Origin of the sequence: Pseudomonas sp. YH-1 (genome assembly GCF_051990045.1) — a bacterium.
In the GTDB taxonomy this organism is placed as follows: Bacteria; Pseudomonadota; Gammaproteobacteria; order Pseudomonadales; family Pseudomonadaceae; genus Pseudomonas; species Pseudomonas nicosulfuronedens.
On record NZ_CP178184.1, the window covers coordinates 2,585,226 to 2,603,462 of the forward strand.

19 protein-coding genes are annotated in these 18,237 nt (G+C 66.0%); 11 read left to right on the forward strand and 8 right to left on the reverse strand.

Annotated elements, in window-relative coordinates; translation table 11 throughout:
- Window positions 1-76: 76 nt before the first annotated feature.
- The 6 genes from ACKI1H_RS12120 to ACKI1H_RS12145 all read left to right on the forward strand — a co-directional run bounded on the left by ACKI1H_RS12120 (window position 77) and on the right by ACKI1H_RS12145 (window position 3,606).
- Window positions 77-901 (forward strand): aldo/keto reductase, encoded by an 825-nt coding sequence (locus ACKI1H_RS12120; protein ID WP_440468460.1) that lies wholly within the window; start codon window positions 77-79, stop codon window positions 899-901.
- Window positions 902-999: 98 nt separating this feature from the next.
- Complete coding sequence (locus ACKI1H_RS12125; RefSeq protein WP_138520692.1) at window positions 1,000-1,371, forward strand: nuclear transport factor 2 family protein; 372 nt, start codon at window positions 1,000-1,002, stop codon at window positions 1,369-1,371.
- A gap of 1 nt (window position 1,372) precedes the next feature.
- Complete coding sequence (locus tag ACKI1H_RS12130; RefSeq protein WP_440468461.1) at window positions 1,373-2,194, forward strand: class I SAM-dependent methyltransferase; 822 nt, start codon at window positions 1,373-1,375, stop codon at window positions 2,192-2,194.
- 73 nt (window positions 2,195-2,267) lie between these two features.
- Window positions 2,268-2,723, forward strand: a complete 456-nt coding sequence (locus tag ACKI1H_RS12135; protein WP_138520694.1) for a DUF3237 domain-containing protein — start codon at window positions 2,268-2,270, stop codon at window positions 2,721-2,723.
- A 69-nt stretch (window positions 2,724-2,792) separates the two neighbouring features.
- Window positions 2,793-3,221, forward strand: coding sequence for a thiol-disulfide oxidoreductase DCC family protein (locus tag ACKI1H_RS12140; protein ID WP_138520695.1), 429 nt, complete (start codon window positions 2,793-2,795; stop codon window positions 3,219-3,221).
- Window positions 3,214-3,606 carry a DoxX-like family protein gene (locus tag ACKI1H_RS12145; protein ID WP_138520696.1) on the forward strand — a complete coding sequence of 131 codons (393 nt, stop codon included), beginning with the start codon at window positions 3,214-3,216 and terminating at the stop codon, window positions 3,604-3,606. The genes ACKI1H_RS12140 and ACKI1H_RS12145 overlap by 8 nt, the downstream gene beginning before the upstream one ends.
- Here the strand turns inward: ACKI1H_RS12145 and ACKI1H_RS12150 are convergent.
- Window positions 3,603-4,346: a TorF family putative porin gene (locus tag ACKI1H_RS12150; RefSeq protein ID WP_138520697.1), complete on the reverse strand. Its 744-nt coding sequence runs from the start codon at window positions 4,344-4,346 to the stop codon at window positions 3,603-3,605. The genes ACKI1H_RS12145 and ACKI1H_RS12150 overlap by 4 nt on opposite strands.
- Window positions 4,347-4,496: 150 nt before the next feature.
- Entirely contained in the window at window positions 4,497-6,254 is a 1,758-nt protein-coding gene (locus ACKI1H_RS12155; protein ID WP_440468462.1) for an amidohydrolase, read from the reverse strand.
- Between the two features lie 118 nt (window positions 6,255-6,372).
- Between ACKI1H_RS12155 and ACKI1H_RS12160 the strand changes: the two genes are divergently transcribed.
- Window positions 6,373-7,281, forward strand: coding sequence for a LysR substrate-binding domain-containing protein (locus tag ACKI1H_RS12160; protein ID WP_440468855.1), 909 nt, complete (start codon window positions 6,373-6,375; stop codon window positions 7,279-7,281).
- Window positions 7,282-7,285: 4 nt separating this feature from the next.
- On the opposite strand, the gene ACKI1H_RS12165 is transcribed toward ACKI1H_RS12160, so the two are convergent.
- Together ACKI1H_RS12165 and ACKI1H_RS12170 are read right to left on the reverse strand one after the other, a co-directional pair.
- Window positions 7,286-7,894 (reverse strand): LysE family translocator, encoded by a 609-nt coding sequence (locus ACKI1H_RS12165; RefSeq protein WP_440468463.1) that lies wholly within the window; start codon window positions 7,892-7,894, stop codon window positions 7,286-7,288.
- Window positions 7,895-7,945: 51 nt separating this feature from the next.
- A complete protein-coding gene (locus ACKI1H_RS12170; RefSeq protein ID WP_440468464.1) occupies window positions 7,946-8,782 on the reverse strand; it encodes an AraC family ligand binding domain-containing protein in 837 nt (278 codons plus the stop codon).
- 157 nt (window positions 8,783-8,939) lie between these two features.
- On the opposite strand from ACKI1H_RS12170, the gene ACKI1H_RS12175 reads away from it, so the two are divergent.
- Complete coding sequence (locus ACKI1H_RS12175; protein ID WP_440468465.1) at window positions 8,940-9,371, forward strand: hypothetical protein; 432 nt, start codon at window positions 8,940-8,942, stop codon at window positions 9,369-9,371.
- Between the two features lie 72 nt (window positions 9,372-9,443).
- On the opposite strand, the gene ACKI1H_RS12180 is transcribed toward ACKI1H_RS12175, so the two are convergent.
- The 3 genes from ACKI1H_RS12180 to ACKI1H_RS12190 all read right to left on the reverse strand — a co-directional run bounded on the left by ACKI1H_RS12180 (window position 9,444) and on the right by ACKI1H_RS12190 (window position 13,733).
- Window positions 9,444-11,054, reverse strand: coding sequence for an FMN-binding glutamate synthase family protein (locus ACKI1H_RS12180; RefSeq protein ID WP_138520702.1), 1,611 nt, complete (start codon window positions 11,052-11,054; stop codon window positions 9,444-9,446).
- 330 nt (window positions 11,055-11,384) lie between these two features.
- Window positions 11,385-12,764 (reverse strand): L-serine ammonia-lyase, encoded by a 1,380-nt coding sequence (locus tag ACKI1H_RS12185; RefSeq protein ID WP_440468466.1) that lies wholly within the window; start codon window positions 12,762-12,764, stop codon window positions 11,385-11,387.
- Between the two features lie 189 nt (window positions 12,765-12,953).
- The gene (locus tag ACKI1H_RS12190; protein ID WP_440468467.1) at window positions 12,954-13,733 is read right to left on the reverse strand and encodes a response regulator transcription factor; all 780 of its coding nucleotides are present in this window, start codon (window positions 13,731-13,733) and stop codon (window positions 12,954-12,956) included.
- Window positions 13,734-13,883: 150 nt separating this feature from the next.
- Here ACKI1H_RS12190 and ACKI1H_RS12195 point away from each other — a divergent pair, with 150 nt between their 5' ends.
- The 3 genes from ACKI1H_RS12195 (at window position 13,884) to ACKI1H_RS12205 (ending at window position 16,886) form a co-directional block, all read left to right on the forward strand.
- Complete coding sequence (locus tag ACKI1H_RS12195) at window positions 13,884-14,702, forward strand: carbon-nitrogen hydrolase family protein (RefSeq protein ID WP_440468468.1); 819 nt, start codon at window positions 13,884-13,886, stop codon at window positions 14,700-14,702.
- A 159-nt stretch (window positions 14,703-14,861) separates the two neighbouring features.
- Entirely contained in the window at window positions 14,862-16,184 is a 1,323-nt protein-coding gene (locus ACKI1H_RS12200; RefSeq protein ID WP_440468469.1) for an APC family permease, read from the forward strand.
- Window positions 16,185-16,241: 57 nt separating this feature from the next.
- The gene (locus ACKI1H_RS12205; RefSeq protein ID WP_138520707.1) at window positions 16,242-16,886 is read left to right on the forward strand and encodes a glutathione S-transferase family protein; all 645 of its coding nucleotides are present in this window, start codon (window positions 16,242-16,244) and stop codon (window positions 16,884-16,886) included.
- Between the two features lie 265 nt (window positions 16,887-17,151).
- On the opposite strand, the gene ACKI1H_RS12210 is transcribed toward ACKI1H_RS12205, so the two are convergent.
- Window positions 17,152-18,150, reverse strand: a complete 999-nt coding sequence (locus ACKI1H_RS12210) for a tellurite resistance/C4-dicarboxylate transporter family protein (RefSeq protein WP_138520708.1) — start codon at window positions 18,148-18,150, stop codon at window positions 17,152-17,154.
- Between the last annotated feature and the right edge of the window lie 87 nt (window positions 18,151-18,237).

Below are 18,237 nucleotides of genomic sequence, written 5' to 3' on the forward strand. Positions count from 1 at the left end.
GTCGCCCGGTATCGGGCGGCTGGCCCCGTGTCGCCATATCAGCCGCAAGCATGACAGCAGCAAGAAGGAGCACGAGATGAACACTGTGGTATTCGCCGACGGTACCGCCGTTCCCGCCATCGGCCAGGGCACCTGGCGCCTGGGTGAGGACAGCTTCCAGCGCAAGCGCGAGATCGCCGCCCTGCGCGAAGGCATCGAGCGCGGCCTGACCCTGATCGACACCGCCGAGATGTACGGCGAGGGTGGCTCGGAAGAGGTGGTCGGCGAGGCCATCGCCGGGCTGCGCGAGCAGGTCTTCCTGGTCAGCAAGATCTACCCGCACAACGCTAGCCGGCGTGGCGTGGCCGAGGCCTGCGAGCGCAGCCTCAGGCGCCTGGGCACCGATTGGCTGGACCTCTACCTGCTGCACTGGCGCGGCCAATATCCGCTGGAAGAGACCGTCGAGGCCTTCGAGCGCCTGCGCGAAGCCGGCAAGATCAAGCGCTGGGGCGTGTCGAACTTCGACCTCGACGACCTGCAGGAACTGAACGAGCCGGCCTGCGCCACCAACCAGGTGCAGTACAGCCTGGAGGAACGCGGCATCGAGTGGGACCTGTTGCCCTGGTGCCAGGAACAGCGCATGCCGCTGATGGCTTACTGCCCGGTGGGACAAGGCGGTCGCCTGCTGCGCGACCGGGTGCTGGCGGACATTGCCGGCCGCCACGACGCCACTCCGGCGCGCGTGGCGCTGGCCTGGCTGATCCACCAGCCGGGGGTAATCGCCATTCCCAAGGCGGTCGACCCGTTGCACATCCGCGACAACGCTGCCGCGCTGCAACTGCGCCTGACGCCCGAGGACCTCGAAGCCCTCGACGCCGCCTTCCCGCCGCCGAGCCGCAAACGGCACCTCGCGGTGGTTTGAGTTCGACCTTGCATGCCCCGGTCGTCGCCCCCCGCGGCGCGGCTGGGGGGCGGTGCTAGCCTTCCCCCATGGCCAAGGTGGCCGGGAGGGCAGAGGCGATGAGCAACTACACGGCGGACAGCGCCGCCATCAACCGGGTACTCACGGACTATGTCGAGGGCATGACCTTCGGTGACGAGTCGCGCCTGCGCCAGGCTTTCCACCCGTCCTGCAAGATCATCGGCAACTACCATGGCGCGCTGGAGTGGTCCTCGCTGGATGAGTTCATCGGCGCCATCAAGGCCGAATCCCCGCCATCGGAAGGTGCGCCGCCGGCCTGGGAGCTGAAGTCGCTGGACATCACCGGCGACAGTGCGGTGGCCAAGGTCACCGACGAATTCCTCGGCATGCACTTCACCGACTACCTCTCGCTGCTGCAGGTCGGCAGCGGCTGGCAGATCATCAACAAGCTCTACTACCTGCACGAGTGACGTGGAACGCATCAGCCTGCGCGGTACGCCGGAAACCCTGCTGATCACCCTGTACGCCAAGGCGAAGGAGAGCGGGCTGCCCGACAGTCTGCTGCGCGACCGTTTCTCGCGGCGGGCCGTGGAGCAGATCGACTACGATTTCGCCCGCCTGCACATCGGCCGTGCCGAGCAGGTGGGTATCGCCTTGCGGGCGAAACTGTTCGACGACTGGGTGCGCGATTTCCTGGCGCGGTATCCGGCGTGCGTGGTCCTGCAGTTGGGCTGCGGGTTGGACAGCCGGGTGTTCCGAGTCGACCCGCCCTCCACCGTGCAATGGTTCGAGGTGGATTTCCCCGAAGTGATTGCGTTGCGCGAGCGCCTGTATCCCGCGCAGGAGAACTGCCACCTGCTGGCCACTTCGCTGACGGCGCCGGACTGGTGGCGTAGGGTGCCTACCGGGCGACCGGTGCTGCTCCTTTCCGAAGGCGTGCTGCCCTACGTGGAAGCGGATCAGGTTCCCAGGCTGCTGCGCGAGCTGGCGGCGTATTGCGAGCGGGGTGAACTGCTGCTCGACGGCTACAGTCGGCTGGGCATCCGCCTGTTGCAGTGGAACCCGATGATCCGTCGCACCGGCGCCGTGCTGCACTGGGGCATCGACGAGCCGCAGGAGCTGGAGCAGCAGGTGCCGTCCCTGCAGTTCGTCGATTCCATTGCTGCGTACGACCGTGCGCAGATCGCCCGGTTGTCCCTGGGCATGCGCCTTCTCTACGAGGTCACCCTGGCCATTCCGGCCATGCGCCGCCTGGGCCGGCTATTGCGCTATCGCTTCGGTTTGCCGGCCTAGGCGGAAGATGGCCGTGCCGACGCCTGGCTGCTTTACTGATGCGTCTACGACGACCTTGCGCAGGGGCGGTGCGATGAAGCTCGAGCCGTTGATGGAGATGAACGTGAAAGCCAGCGTGCCGGTGGATATCGGCCGCGTGCCGCAGGGGCAGCGGCTGATTTCGGCGGCGGGCGGCGGGACCTTCAAGGGCCAGCGGCTGAGCGGCGAAGTGCTGCCTGGTGGCGGCGACTGGATCCTGGTGGACAGCGACGGTGGCTGGCACCTGGAAGTGCGCCTGGTGCTGCGCACCGACGACGGCGCGCGTATCCTCATGCAGCACAATGGACTGCTGGTGGCCAACCCGAAGATCATTCACGCGGTCTCGCGGGGTGACAGTACCGAGTTCGGCGACACCTATTTCATGATCCAGCCGCGCTTCGAGGTCGGCGACGACCGCTACCGCTGGCTCAACCACCAGCTGGCGGTGGGCGAGGGGCGGCTGGGGCCCGGCTGGGTCGAATACCGTTTGTACTCTCTCGCCAATGGATGAGCGATGAAGAACAAGACTTGTCACACAGAGCGGGCACAGTGGGCGCATCAGGGATCCGGAGACGACGCCATGGCTCTGCCGCCTCACATGCAGCCCGACGACAAGGTCGTGCTGTTCGACGGTACCTGCCGGCTGTGCAATGGCTGGAGCCGCTTCCTCCTGCTGCATGACCGCGAGCGCCGCGTGAAGCTGTGCAGCGTGCAGTCCGCCGAAGGCCAGGCCATTCTCGACTGGTTCGGCCTACCCACCGAATACTTCGACACCATGCTCTACGTCGATGGCCGCGAAGGCTTCGAACGCAGCGACGCCTTCCTGCGGGTGATCGGCCAGTTGCCGGCGCCGTGGAACTGGTTGCGAGTGCTCTGGCTGGTGCCCCGACCGTTGCGCGACTGGTGCTACGACCGCGTCGCGCTCAACCGCTATCGTCTGTTCGGCCGCGAAGATATCTGCCTGATGCCGTCGCCACAGTACCGCGGGCGTTTTCTCGGCAATGACTAGCGCGGCCATCGCGCGGCTGGCGCTGGGGGTGGTGTTCCTCTATCACGGGCTGGTGCCCAAGCTGCTGTTCCTCAGCCCCGATGAAGTGCGGATGATCGAGGCCCACGGCTGGCCGTTGTCGACCCAGCGCATCGCCGAAGTGGCGGGAGCGGCCGAGATCGTCCTGGCCCTGGCCATCCTGCTGCTGCGCCGCAGTCGCTGGCCGCTATGGCTGGCGGTGATCGCGCTGGTCGGACTGCTGGCAGACGTGGCGTTGTTCGCCCCGGAACTGCTGCTGGGCGCGTTCAATCCGGTCTCCACCAATATTGCCGCCCTGGCGCTGTGCGCCATCGCCCTGCTGGGTGAGCGGGACGCGCATCGGGCGCGCCCCGCGCCGCTGCGTTAGAACGAACGGGAGACGCTGGCGACCACGGTCGCCGTGCACACATCGCCGAAGCCGAACTGCGTGCGGCATTCGTTCTGCGACAGGTCGGTGTCGATGTAGCTCACTGCCCAGTCGAAGCCCACCCATGCATGACTCAGCTTCGCCTCCCACTCGTGGTAGGTGTCGCGGGTGCTGCCGTCTCCGGAGAGGTAGAGCGGGTCCTTGGCGTCGTTGCGGCCGTAGCGCACGCGCAGCTTGAACTCGGCCGGCAGCTCGGCGTTGTAGGCCAGGTAGGTGTAGAGGTTGGCCTGGTCTTCGCCGAAGTAGGTGGGGTAGTCGTTGCCATAGTAGGCCGCTACTTCGAAGCCATAGGCGTGGAGGATGGCGTAGGTGTCGCTCTGGTTGAACTGGCTTTCCTTCGGGTAGGCGTACTTGATGTAGCCCAGGTCCAGAGCGATGTCGTCGTTGGCCTGCCAGTACCAGCCGCCGTAGTAGTCGATTTCCTGACGGGTCTTCAGGCCGCCACCGAAATCGACGTTGGAACTCCACACGCCCAGGTAGGCGCCCGAAGCGTGCTGCAGTGTGGCGCCGACCTGCACGGCCGGGTCGTTCTGGGTCTGCGAGATGCCGCGGGTGCGGTAGTCGCTGAGCAGGGCGGTATCGATCTGCAGGTTGAAGTCATGGCCGAGCTCGACGGCTGGAGTGGAGGTGAACGGCGCGCAGGCGAGCAGCGCGCCGGCCAGCCAGAGGGGGCGATTCATGCGGGGAGTCCCTTTGTTGTGATTGTCTGTGGGCAGATGAAAAATCCCGCGCAGCACCGGCCCTCCCGGCTATGCCGAGGAGCGTGAAGGGAGTGCAGGGCTGGCGGGCAAGGCGCCGGGGCTGTTCAGACCCCGGCGCAGGAGCCCGGCTCAGAGAGCCGGTTGATCGTCGGCGCGGTAGACTTCGCGGCCTTCGAACAGGGTGCGAAGCACGCGCGCTTCGTCCAGTTGCTGGTCGGGCACGGTGAACACGTCGCGGTCGATCACCACCATGTCCGCCTGCTTGCCCGGTGCCAGGGTGCCGATCTTGTCGCCCAGGCCGATGGTCTGCGCGGCATTGCGGGTGTAGGCGTAGAACATGGTCTGGCGATCCACGCGCTCGGCGGCGTTGAGCACGCCTTCCTCACCCTGGCGGGTGACGGCCTGGTAGATGGCCTTGAGCGGATCGGGCGTGGACACCGGCCAGTCGCTGGCGCCGGCAATGGTCGCGCCGTTGTCCAGCAGGGACTTGGCCGGGTACATGTAGCGGTAGGCCTCGTCGGCGATATAGGGCTTCACCAGCTCCACGGTGTAGGGTTCGGCGGTGGCCCAGTCGAGCTGCATCGAGGCGATCACGTTCAGCTGCTTGAAGCGCGGGAAGTCCTTGGGGTTGACCAGTTGCAGGTGGGTGATCGAGTGGGTCACGCTGCTCTGCCGGTCTTTGCGTGCCTGGGCGAAGCCATTGAGGGATTCGCGTACCGCGCGGTCACCGATGGCGTGCACGTGCACCAGCCAGCCGCGCGCGTCGGCGGCGCTGACCAGTTCGCCGAAGTGCTTCGGGTCGATCAGCAGCTCGCCCGGCTTGTGGCTGTTCTTGTAGTCCTCCAGCAGCGCGGCGGATTGCGCGGGGAACTCGATCACGCCATCGGCGAAGACCTTGATCCCCGGCAGCGTCAGGTTTGGGATGCCCTGGAACTGCTGGCGGACCTTCTCGATGACAGCAAGATCGGCCGGAGTGCTCTTGGGATTGACCACCTGCAGTGCGGCGACGTGGGCGGTGAGCTGGCCATCGCGGGCCAGATCGCGGTAAACCGGCAGCACGCCGACGGTCTTTTCGGTGGGCTTGATGGCGAACAGCGCCTCGCCGGGCGTGCCGTTGGCGGCCGGGTCCATCCAGGCGGTGATACCGAGGCTGTTGTTGTACTTCACGGCAGCGATGCCGGCGCGGTCCATGGTGGCGGTGTCGGGAACCGGCATGGCGGCGGCGACCAGGTCGAACCCGGAGTCGACCAGGAAACCGGTGGGATTGAAGTCCTTGTCGTGGGCGACGTTCTGCTGCTCCAGCGGGCTCAGGCCGCGCAGGCGCTTGGCGTCCAGCCCGGCGCGCTTGAGCATGGCGGCGTTGGCCCAGGCGGTGTGGTGGTCGCTGCCGATCAGTACCACCGGGATGTCCTTCCACTCGCCCTGGTTGAAGCGCTTGGCCAGACCATCGGCCTGGGACCAGTAGGTCGAGTTCATGCCGTTCATGACCACCACGTCGTGCACCTTGGCCTTGCCGCTGTCGCGGTCCTGCTTCAGGCGCTTCTCGAAGGCGTCGAGGTCCATCTGCTCGTCCAGCAGGCTGGCGGAAATCAGCTCCAGGCCGCCGAAGATCGAGTGCGAGTGGCTGTCGATGAAGCCGGGCATTAGTACCTTGCCGCCCAGGTCGACCTGCTTGCTGGCGCTTCCGGCGAGCTTGCGGATGTCCTCGTTGGAGCCCACCTGCAGCACCTTGCCGCCGGCGACCGCCACGGCCTGCTGCAGCGGTTGGCCGGGTTCGGCGGTGAAGACCTTGGCGTTGTACAGGATCAGGTCTGCGTTCTGTGCCTGTGCTTCAAAAGTGCCGAGTGCGATGGCGAGCGCCAGCGCGCCCTTGAGCATGCCGTGCATGACTTCCCCTTGCTTTTCGTTGGATTATTGTTGGTCTGCGGCGCAGGCTACTGGCGGACCGAAGTGTGCGGAAGTCGCTGTCAGGCATAACACTTGTGAAGGATTGGCACGAATGACGATGGACAGATTCAGCAGCCTGGCGATGTTCGTCGCCAGTGCCGAGACTGGCAGTTTCAGCCGCGCTGCCGAGCAGTTGGGCAAGACGCCGTCGGCGGTGACCAAGGCGGTCGGCCAGCTGGAACTCGAAGTCGGCGCGCGCCTGTTCGAGCGCACCACCCGCAGCATGTCGCTCACCGAAGCCGGCCAGCTGTACCTGGACGGCGCGCGCGAGGTGCTGGCGCGGATGCGCGAGACCACCGAGGAAATCGCCCAGCTGCAACACAGCCTGCGTGGCGTGCTGCGCATCACCGGGCCGCTGATCGTCGGCCCGGTGTTCCTCGACCAGGCCTGCGCCGAATTCCTCGACCTGCACCCGGACGTGCGGCTGCAGGTGGACCTTTCCGACAGTTACGTCGATCTGCTCGACGGCCGCTACGACCTCGCCCTGCGCATGGGCAACAGCGACCTGCCGGGGCTGATTGCCCAGCCGCTGGCCGAAAGCCGCCTGGCCATGTGTGCCAGCCCCGCGTACCTGGAGCGGCGCGGCACGCCAAGGCACCCCAATGAGGTCCCCGATCACGATTGCCTGGTCTATCGCCATCCGGCGCTGGATGATCGCTGGTGGTTCGACGTCGAGGGTGAACGTTTCTCGACCCCACGCACCGGCCGCCTGAACAGCGACAACCAGGCGGTGCTGCTCACCGCCTGCCTGGCCGGGCACGGCCTGTTGCCGTGCCCGCGCTGGAGCGTGCTGGAGCACCTGCGCAGTGGCCGGCTGGTGACGGTGCTGGAGGACTACTTCTTCGAGCCGGACACCTTCGGTGCGCAGATCCTGGCGGTGTATCCGAGCAACCGCCGGGCGACCCGCAAGATCCACGCGTTCATCGAGCACCTGCGCGAGTATCTGCGCCGCGACGGCATTTTCTGATCGACTAGAGCAGCGCCCCCGCCCAGGCCGATACCAGCAGCAGGACCGCCATCAACTGGTTGAGCCGCTGCATCTGTGGAGGCGAGAGCAGGCGTTGGCTGCCGATGCCCAGGCCGGCCCAGACCGCCGTGCAGGGAATCGACACGAGGAAGAACAGCAGCGACAGCAACTGCACACGGTCCAGTCGATCCACGCCGTGGCCGGCGTAAACGCTGATCACTGCCAGCGCCATCATCCAGGTCTTGGGATTGACCAGTTGCAGTGCGGCAGCACCGACCGCTCCCAGGCGCGCGGCGTCCGTGTCGCGCTCCAGGTCCGCCGGCGGGCTGCGGAAAATCTGCCAGGCCAGCCAGCTCAGCCAGAGCACGCCGACCACGCTCATCGCCTGTTGCACGCGCGGCGCACTGGCCAGTACCTCGCCCAGGCCGCTGCCCACCGCCAGCACCAGCGCCGCGGCGGCCGCGCAGCCGCCGAACATGATCGGCAACGCGGCGCTCCAGCCAAAGCGTGCGCTGTTGCTGAAGATCAGCAGGTTGGTCGGCCCCGGCGTGATCGAGGCGACGAAGGCGAAGAGGACGAAGGGCAGCCATTGGCCGAGCTGTGTGAGGTGCATGGCGGGAACTCCGGTAATCCGTGGGAGCTCATCTTCGCCAGTGCGGCGGGCTCAGTCTGGAAGCTTTGAGCAGCGCTTGCGGTAGTAAGCCGGTGTCACGCCATAGGCGCGGCGGAACCAGCGGCCGAGGTGGCTCTGGTCGGCGAAGCCAAGATCGGCGGCGATGTCTGCAGGTGCCAGGCCTCGGCCGAGCAACTGCCGTGCGCGGGCCAGGCGCAGCTGGATCAGGTAGGCGTGGGGCGGCAGGCCGAAAGCCTGCTTGAACGCGCGGGTCAGGCGGAAGCGATCGCAGCCACTGGCGCGGGCCAGGTCGTCGAGGCCGATGTCGGCGGTCAGGTTGGCGTGCAGGAAGTCCCGCGCGCGTTGTGCCACCAGTGGCAGGTGAGCTTGCGTGGTGCCGCGCTGGCGCCAGTGCAGGTGGTGGGTCATGCCGTCGAGCAGTTCGTCCATGGCGCTCTGGCGCACGATTTTCAGGTCGTTGCCGTGCACGGCCTGGAAGGCATTGTCGATCCGCCTTGTCAGACGCGGATCATCGATCAGCAGCTCGGGCACGCTCAGCTGGCAATTGCCCGGCGCCTCTTCGAACAGCGTGCCGATCTCGCGCTCCAGCCAGGGCGCGTCGAGGTAGAGCATGCGGTAGGTGAAGCCGCCCTCGGTGGGCGCGTCGCCGTCGTGGATGTCGCCGGGTTCGAGGAAGAACACCTTGCCGGCCGTGCTGACGTGGCGCTGGTTGCGGCTGTTGAACTGCTGCACGCCGGATTCGGTGTAGCCGATCAGGTAACTGTAGTGCCAGTGCGGGTCGTAGGCGTGGCCCTTGAAGTGCGCGCGCAGGCTCTGGATGCCGGTGTCGGCATCCTGCAGCAGGTCGATCCAGTTGTCTTTGTGCATGGGCCGCCTCCGCACCGCTTGCCCGGTCGGCCAGCATAGCGCGCGCAGGGTGGCTGTCTGGAAGATTCGTGCAGCCGGTGGTCACGTGTCGTGAATCTTTCGCGCCGACGATAGGATGCACCCACGAGACAGTACGCACTTCAGGAGGGAGCCGATCATGGGGCAGGAATACAACCTGATGTTGATCATCGCTGCGGCGCTCAGCGCTATCGCCGCTGCCGCGCACGTCGGCGTCGTGCTGGTCGGGCCGCGCTGGTATCGCCTGTTTGGCGCCGGGGAAAAGCTCGCGAGGGCAGCCGAGGCCGGGCGGGTCTACCCGGCGCTGATCACCTTCGGCATTGCCTTCGTGCTGTTCACCTGGGCCGTCTACGCACTTTCCGGGGCTGGAGTGCTGGCGCCGTTGCCGCTGCTGCGCCCAGCGCTGGTGGCGATCTCGCTGGTCTACCTGCTGCGCGGCGTGGCCGGCCCGTTCATCCTCAAGGGCACCGGGCGCAGCCAGCGCTTCATCTACGTCAGCTCGGCGATTTGCCTGGGGTTCGCGCTCGTGCACGGGGTTGGGTTGGCGCAGGTGTGGGGGCAGGCGGGGTAGCGACGCCCCTCCCCAGTTGAGTTTTCGGTTTGCCAGGGAGCGCCCGTTGCAGGCGCTCCCTGATTTGCCCGATCAGCCGGCGGCGGCCTCGAAGCTGTCGCTGCGCGCCATGCGCCAGATGCGCTCGTAGAACTCGCCCTCGATGTTGCCTGAGAGCAGCTCGCCGGGTTTGAGGAAGTAATGCAGGTGCGAGAACAGGCGGATCTCGGTGGCCGAGACGCGGCGCACCAGGTGCTTGGCTTCCAGCTGCGACGGGTGCTGGAGGCCGGCGGCGGCGAGCATCTCGGCCAGGCCTTTGAGCGTGTTGCGATGGAAGTGGTAGACGCGCTCGGCCTTGTCCGGCACCACCAGGGCGCGTTGGCGCAGCGGGTCCTGGGTGGCGACGCCGGTGGGGCACTTGTTGGTGTGGCAGCTTTGCGACTGAATGCAGCCGATGGCGAACATGAAGCCGCGCGCCGAGTTGGCCCAGTCGGCGCCCATGGCCAGCACACTGGCGATGTCGAAGGCGCTGACGACCTTGCCGCTGGCGCCGATGCGGATCTTGTCGCGCAGGTTCAGGCCGACCAGGGTGTTGTGCACGAACAGCAGGCCCTCGCGCATCGGCAGGCCCATGTGGTCGGTGAACTCCAGCGGTGCGGCGCCGGTGCCGCCTTCCTTGCCGTCGACGACGATGAAGTCGGGGAGGATGCCGGTCTCGTGCATGGCCTTGGCGATGCCCATGAATTCCCATGGATGGCCGATGCACAGCTTGAAGCCCACCGGTTTTCCGCCGGATAGCTCGCGCAATTGGACGATGAAGTCGAGCAGGCCGTGGGGCGAGTCGAAGGCGCTGTGGGAGGAGGGCGAGATGCAGTCCTGGCCCATGGGCACGCCACGGGTGGAGGCGATTTCCGGAGTCACCTTGTGCTTGGGCAGGATGCCGCCGTGGCCGGGCTTGGCGCCCTGGCTGAGCTTGATCTCGATCATCTTCACCTGCGGGTCGACTGCCTGCTTGGCGAAGCGCTCGGGGCTGAAGGTGCCGTCGTCGTTGCGGCAGCCGAAGTAGCCGCTGCCCAGTTCCCAGGTCAGGTCGCCGCCGTACTCGCGGTGGTAGGGGCTGATGCTGCCTTCGCCGGTGTCATGGATGAAGCCGCCGAGCTTGGCGCCCTTGTTCAGCGCGCGAATGGCGTTGGCGCTGAGCGAGCCGAAGCTCATCGCCGAGATGTTGAACACCGAGATGGAGTAGGGCTGCTTGCACTCCGGGCCGCCGACGGTGACGCGGAAGGTGCAGGGGTCGGCCACCGGCGCGGGGCGGATGGAGTGGGCGATGAACTCGAAGCCCGACTGGTAGACATCGATCAGGGTGCCGAAGGGTTTGTCGGCGGTCTCGTTCTTCGCCCGCGAGTACACCAGGGCGCGCTGGGCGCGGGAGAAGGGCAGGGCCTCCTGGTCGCCTTCGAGCAGGTACTGGCGGATCTCCGGGCGGATGGCTTCCACCAGGTAGCGGATGTTGCCCAATACGGGGTAATTGCGGCGTACCGCGTGGCGTTCCTGCAGCAGGTCGAAGACCCCGAGCACACTCAGGGCGAAGGTGGTGAGGGTGAAGGGCCACACCCAGTCATGCCCGAGGAAGGGCAGGCTGAGCACGGTGAACAGGACGCAAGCGGCAAAAAAGGCATAGCGGCTGAGGAGCGACAGGTTCATGGAATCTCCAGTCGTCGGGCTTTGATCACGGTAAGGTTGGCCAAAAGGGCCGTCACAGAGCATGGCAGGCATCGTGCGAACGTGCCTGGGCAAAGGTCAATGCAGCGGGCCTTCGGAAGATTTTCTAGTTCTGGCGGGCATCGACGGTAGCCCGAAGTTGGGAAAAAAGAAAGCAAGCTAACGATTTTATCCGGGGTTGAGAAAGCCTGTTTCGGGCACTGCAAGAAATCTTGTGTCTGGGCTGTTCGCGAGCAAGCTCGCTCCTACAGGACTGAAGCCGGTGCGCTCTTCGTAGGAGCGAGCTTGCTCGCGAACCACCATTCACTCGGGCTAACAGGCAATCACGTTGACCGCCAGCCCACCCTTCGCCGTCTCCTTGTACTTGTCCATCATGTCGCGACCGGTGTCGCGCAGGGTGTCGATGGCCTTGTCGAGGCTGACCAGGTGCTGGCCGTCGCCGCGCAGGGCGAGCTGGGCGGCGTTGATGGCCTTGAGCGAGGCCATGGCGTTGCGCTCGATGCAGGGCACCTGCACCAGCCCGGCGACCGGGTCGCAGGTGAGGCCGAGGTTGTGCTCCAGGCCGATTTCGGCGGCGTTCTCCACCTGTTCCAGGCTGCCGCCGAGGACTTCCGCCAGCCCTCCGGCGGCCATGGCGCAGGCCGAGCCGACTTCACCCTGGCATCCGACTTCCGCACCGGAAATGGAGGCGTTGAGCTTGCACAGGATGCCAATGGCGGCGGCGGTCAGCAGGTAGCGCTCGATGCCATCGGCGTTGGCGTTGCTGTCGTAGCGCGCATAGTAGTGCAGCACCGCCGGGACTATCCCGGCCGCGCCATTGGTGGGAGCGGTCACCACGCGCCCGCCGGCGGCGTTCTCCTCGTTCACCGCCAGCGCCCAGAGGTCCACCCAGTCCAGGGCGCCCAGGGTGGTGGCGATGAGGTTGCCGCTGTCCGCTTCGTTCAGCCGGCGGAACAGCATGGGCGCCCGGCGTCGCACCTTGAGGCCGCCGGGCAGCGTGCCTTCGGTTTCCAGGCCGCGGTTCACGCAGGCCTGCATTTCCTCCCAGATGTGCGCAAGGCCGGCGTGGATTTCCGCTTCGCTACGCACGGCCAGCTCGTTCGCCCACATCAGGTCGCTGATGCGTTTGAAACCGTGTTCATGACACAGGCGCAGCAGTTCCTCGGCGCTGTGGAACGGGTAGGGCATGGGGTTGCCCTGCAGCGCGCGGTCGGTGTTGAAGTCCTGCGCGTCCACCACGAAACCGCCGCCAACCGAATAACAGATGCGCTCGGCCAGCAGCTTGCCGTTGTCGTCCAGCGCCCGCAGGCGCAGGCCGTTGGGGTGGGCGGGCAGGCTGTCATCGTGGAAGACCAGTTGGCGTGCCGGGTCGAAGTCGATCTCCTGCACGCCGCCCAGGCGCAGGCGATGGCGCAGCAGGATGTCCTCCACCTGCGGGGCGAGGGCGGCGGGGTCGGCCTCGGCCGGGTCAATGCCGAGCAGGCCGATCAGGCAGGCACGGTCGGTGGCGTGGCCCTTGCCGGTGGCGCTGAGGGAACCGTACAGATGCACCTCCACAGCGGCGGTACGGCTGAGCAACTCGGCATCGCGCAGGCGGTCGACGAACTCGCGGGTGGCGCGCATCGGTCCTACGGTGTGGGAGCTGGATGGCCCGACGCCGGGCTTGAACATGTCGAAGACGCTGAGGCTCATGGCATTCCTCCTGTCCTCAAGCATGGACCCGCACAGGCATGATTGCTCACCCGCCGCTCGACGGCAGGCGGCTGGTGCAAAAGCACGCTCGTGGTCTACTGAGGAGAACTAGCGATTTGTAGGAGCGCGCCGTGCGCGCGATCGCGGGCATGGCCCGCTCCTACAGGGTGAGCGCGTGGGATGGGGGCGTCAGCCCTGCGCCTGGAGGAACAGCGAGAACAGTTCCGACTGCGACTTGATCCCCAGCTTGGCGTACATGTGCTTGCGGTGCACCTTCACCGTCTCGGCGGAGATCGCCAGCTTGCGGGCGATTTCCTTGCTGGAGCAGCCGCTGAGCATCAAGCGGCCGACTTCCAGCTCACGGGCGGTGAGCGGGGTTTCCATCTGCTGGGCGGTGGATTCCAGGCGGTTCTGCCAGCGCGGCGGCGGGGGAGCCTCCTGCACTTCGCGCTCGAAGACCATGCGCTGGCGCATCAGCCCGGCGACCCAGGGTTGCACCAGGGCGAGCAGGGCGATCTGCTCCGGGCTGAAGCGGCCCTTGCTGCCTACCGAGCAGCACAGGGTGCGCTCGCCGTCGAGCTGCACGTTGATCTGCACTTCGTCGGCGACCACGTTGAGGCTGAAGTAGCGCTGGAAGTAGTCGGTCTGCTCGAACATCTCCGGTGCCACGTCATCGAGGCGGAACAGCCCGCTGCCGGGCGCCTCGCGGCTGGCGATGTAGAAGGGATCGAGCAGATAGAGGCCCTTGAGGTAGTCCTGGAACAGCGGATCGGGGCCGCCATCCTCGCCCGGACATTCTGCGAATACCTGGGGGCGACCGTCGCTGAAGAGCAGCACCACCCAGCTGTCGAAGGGGACATACTGACCCAGCAGGCGCACCAGAGAGGTCCAGAAGTTCGGCTTGTCCAGCGCCTCGATCAGCTGCCCGACCGAACGATGCCAGGCGATATCCTGAAGGGAAAGGCTCATGACTCTACCCCCGATGGGTTACCACGCGGGCGTAATTACCCGGTGATGGCACGCCCGGCATACTCGGTGGATGCCTTGAGCCGGCGCGGTGCGTATTTTGACCCTTTTGCGTTGCGCGGTCACTGGAATACAAGAATCCGAGGAAGCCCCATGAAAGTAGAACTCGTCCAACTCGCCGGCCGTGATGGCGACGTGGCCTGGAACCTGGCCCGCACCCTGGAGGCCATCCACGCCTGCGCCGACGACACCCAGCTGGTGGTGTTCCCCGAGACCCAGCTGACGGGCTTCCCCACCGAGCAGAACATCGCCGCCATCGCCGAGCCGGTGGACGGCCCCAGCGTGCAGGCTGTTCAGCGTGCCGCACGGGAGAAGAACATTGCCGTCGCGGTGGGCTTTGCCGAGGCCGCCGATGGCCGCTTCTACAACACCACGCTGCTGATCACTCCCGAAGGCATCGCCCTGAAATACCGCAAGACGCACCTGTGGGCGTCGGACCGCGGCATCTTCACCCCCGGCGACCGCTACGCCACCTGCCTGTGGAACGGCATCCGCGTGGGCATCGTGATCTGCTTCGACATCGAGTTCCCCGAGTCCGCCCGTGCCCTGGGCCAGCTCGGTGCCGAGCTGATCATCGTGACCAACGGCAACATGGACCCCTACGGCCCGACCCACCGCACCGCGATCATGGGCCGCGCCATGGAAAACCAGGCCTATGCCGTGATGGTCAACCGCGTTGGCGAAGGCGATGACGGCCTGGTATTCGCCGGCGGCAGTGCGGTGGTCGACCCCTACGGCCAATTGATCGTCGAAGCCGGCCGCGAAGAGTGCCGGCAGATCGTCGAGCTGGATTTCGAGCGCCTGGCGCAATCGCGCCGCGACTACAGCTACCTGGCCGAGCGCCGCTTCGTGCTGCCCGGCGAGATGCGCGAGCACGACGATGGCCTGCACGAGCTGATCATTCCCGCCTGAGTTTCCCCTCCGGCCTTCTGCAGGGCCGGGGCGCAGGGTTGCGCCGACACAGCGTTATTTCAAGATCGACGGGCGACGAGAGCGCCCGCGGGGCCTGCGGGTGAGCGCAGGCCAGCAACTTAGTACTGCCATAACAAACACAACGCGGAGTAAGCAGTAATGGCTCGACTCAAACGAACCCTGTCGCTGGGTTCGGTGGTGCTGTTCGGCATCGCCTACATGACCCCGATCATCGTCCTCGGCACCTTCGGTATCCTCGCCGACGTCACTCGCGGCGTAGTCCCCTCGGCCTACCTGGTCGCCTCCGTGGCCATGCTCTTCACCGCGCTCAGCTATGGGCGCATGGCCGCCGCCTTCCCGGTGGCGGGCTCGGCCTATACCTACGTGCGCAAATCGATCAGCCCGAAACTGGGCTTCCTCGCCGGCTGGGCCGTGCTACTGGATTACCTGTTCCTGCCGATGGCCATCTGGCTGATCGGCGCGGCCTACCTGCATTCCGCCTTCCCGGCCGTGCCCCAGGCCCTTTGGGTACTGGCGTTCATTGGCGTGACCACCGCGATCAACGTGGTCGGCCTGCGCCTGGCGAAGAACATCAATGGCCTGCTGATGCTGGTGCAGTTCCTGGTGCTGATTGCCTTCGTCGGCCTGGCCATCCACTACATCATGGGGGATGGCAGCCGCCCGCTATGGACCCTGGAACCCTTCCTCAAGGAAGGCACCCAGCTACCGCTGATCATGGGCGGCGCGGCCATCGCCTGCTATTCCTTCCTGGGCTTCGACGCGGTCAGCACCCTGACGGAAGAAACCCACGAACCGCGCAAGACCATTCCGCGCGCCATCCTGCTGATCACCCTGATTGGCGGCGGCATCTTCATCGCCGCCAGCTATTTCGTACAGCTCGCGCACCCGTCGGTGGAGTTCCAGAACGCCGATTCCGCCGCGTATGAAATCGCCCGCAACATCGGCGGCGACCTGTTCGTCAGCTTCTTCCTGATCGGCCTGATCGTCGGCCAGTTCACCTCCGGCCTGTCGGCCCAGGCCAGCGCCTCGCGCCTGCTGTTCGCCATGGGTCGCGACGGGGTGCTGCCACGGCCATTCTTCGGGCGCATCAGCAAGCGCTTCGAAACCCCGGTGAACAGCATCGTGCTGTGCGGCGTGGTGGCCCTGCTGGCGCTGCACATGGACGTCACCACTTCCACCTCGTTCATCAACTTCGGCGCCTTCCTGGCCTTCAGCCTGGTGAACCTCTCGGTGATCTTCCACTACTACCTCAACGCCGAGCGTCGTGGCGCGCGCGAGCTGGTGCTGTTCCTGCTGTTCCCGCTGATCGGCCTGCTCGCCGACCTGTGGCTGATGGTCAGCCTCGACCACCTGGCGATCTGGCTCGGCGCGACCTGGCTGGTGCTGGGCGTGATCTACCTGGCGGTGATCACCGGCGGCTTCCGCCAGCAACCGCCGGAGATGCATTTCGAGGAGGCGTGAGCCGCGCGCGGGGCTATGCTGGGGACTCCGAGCCGTGATGCCCGAGGAGATCCCGCCATGCCCCGCCTCACCCTCTACCATTCGCCCCAGACACGCTCCAGCGGCACCCTGGTGCTGCTGGAAGAATTGGGCGCCGAGTACGACCTCGAACTGATCAACATGAAGGCCGGCGAGCAGCGCAAGCCGGCGTACCTCTCGGTCAACCCGCTGGGCAAGGTCCCGGCGATCCGCCTCGGCGAATCGCTGGTCACCGAGCAGGGCGCGATCTTCATCTACCTCGCCGACCTGTTCCCCCGAGCGAATCTCGCTCCGGCCCTTGACGACCCGCTGCGCGGCCCCTACTTGCGCTGGCTGGTGTTCTACGGCTCCAGCTTCGAGCCGGCCATCGTCGACCGAGCCCTGAAGCGCGATGCCGCCCCACAGGCCATGAGCCCCTACGGCGATTACGACAGCGTGATGCGCGCCCTTGCCGAGCAGCTGGAAACCGGCCCCTACCTACTGGGTAACCGCATGACCGCCGCCGATGTGCTGTGGGGTGCAGCCCTGCGCTGGACCATCGGTTTCGGCGTGGTGCCCAAGCTGCCGGTGTTCGAACGGTATGTGGAGCTGGTGACCTCGCGCCCGGCCTTCAAACGGGTGTGGGAGCGGGATGTGCAGTGGGCGGAGGAACACGCCCGTGCGGCAGAAGCAAAAGCGCCCTGACACCGGACTAAGTACCGGGCCAGAGCCATAGGAGAAATTCCGTCTGCCGTGGCGGTCCCGCCGCGTTTTGCGGAATCGGTCTCAGGTAATGTGGGAAGATTCCTTTTTTCTTGTGGCCTTATTTTCTGCCGCAGCACGTTGGTCAATGATGGCCTCAACGCCGCGTAACCCCATCACTCGGCGCTGCTGGAACCATAAGAACCACAGGTGTTGATCGACGATGTCCCCGATGGCCCATCCGCAAGGATGGGCCTTTTTTTGCGCTTCAGCGCCGCAGCAGGTAGCGCAGCAGTCCGAGGAATGTGGCGGCCCAGGCGGCCAGGGCGATGTAGGTGAGCGCCTGTATGACTGGCAGGAGCACTTGTTGATGCAACAGCGGCAGGACGTTGAACGAGGCGACGCAGAACATGCCCAATGGGAACACCACTGACCAGTTCTGCAGGTCGTAATGGATACCGATGCCATAGCGCACCCGGTGGGTGACGAAGACCAGTATCAGGAACGGAATCCACCAGCAGGCGAAAGCGCCGACAAAGACCGACAGCCCAAGGATGAAGGGCGCGAGGGACTGGATCAGCGCGCTGTCGGCTCCGGCTGTCAGCAGGCGTGCGCCGGCCAGCGTGGAAATCGCCAGGGCGCCCATGTTGATCCAGTAGGAAGGCGACAGCTCACCCGCCTCCAGGTCGAGGAACAGCCAGCGGTAGAGGATCTGCGACATGATCAGCACGTACAGCATGATGCCGATCATGTAGGCCGCCACGCAGACGAACAGGATCAGCTCTGGATCGGCAAAGCGCGTCGCCAGGTAGCTGCCAAGCACGCAGATCGAGGCGCTGGACACCGTGCACAGCAGCCAGGTGCCGTTCAGGCCCTGCTCGAGGGTGGGTTTGTGCTGGGTAAGTGTGACGCCGGCGAGCATCGCGTACATGCACAGCAGCCAGAGCGGCCCGGCGAACAACCACAGGGCCTGCGCGATGGCGTGCTGATCGACCAGCACGATGAACTGCACGCCCAGCACGTTTGTACCGGCCACCAGGGTGAGGAAGCCAGGGCCGCGCGCGTGGTGGGTGAGGTCCTGCCACATCCGTCCTGGATAGCGGATCAGCCGATACAGGCTGCACGACAGACATAGCGCGTACTGCAGGATGTTGAGCCAGAACAGGCCGAGTGCCACTGGCTGCAGGCCGATCAGATGGCAGGCCAGGGAGACGATACCGGTCGCCATGACCAGCGCGAAGTAGCTGGGTGGAAAGTCCTTGAGCACGGGAAGTTCTCCTGGGAGGGGGCTTTCCTATACCGCCATGCGCTCGCGGCGTCCCCGCTCTGGAGCCTTGCCCACAGGTCGGGCAGG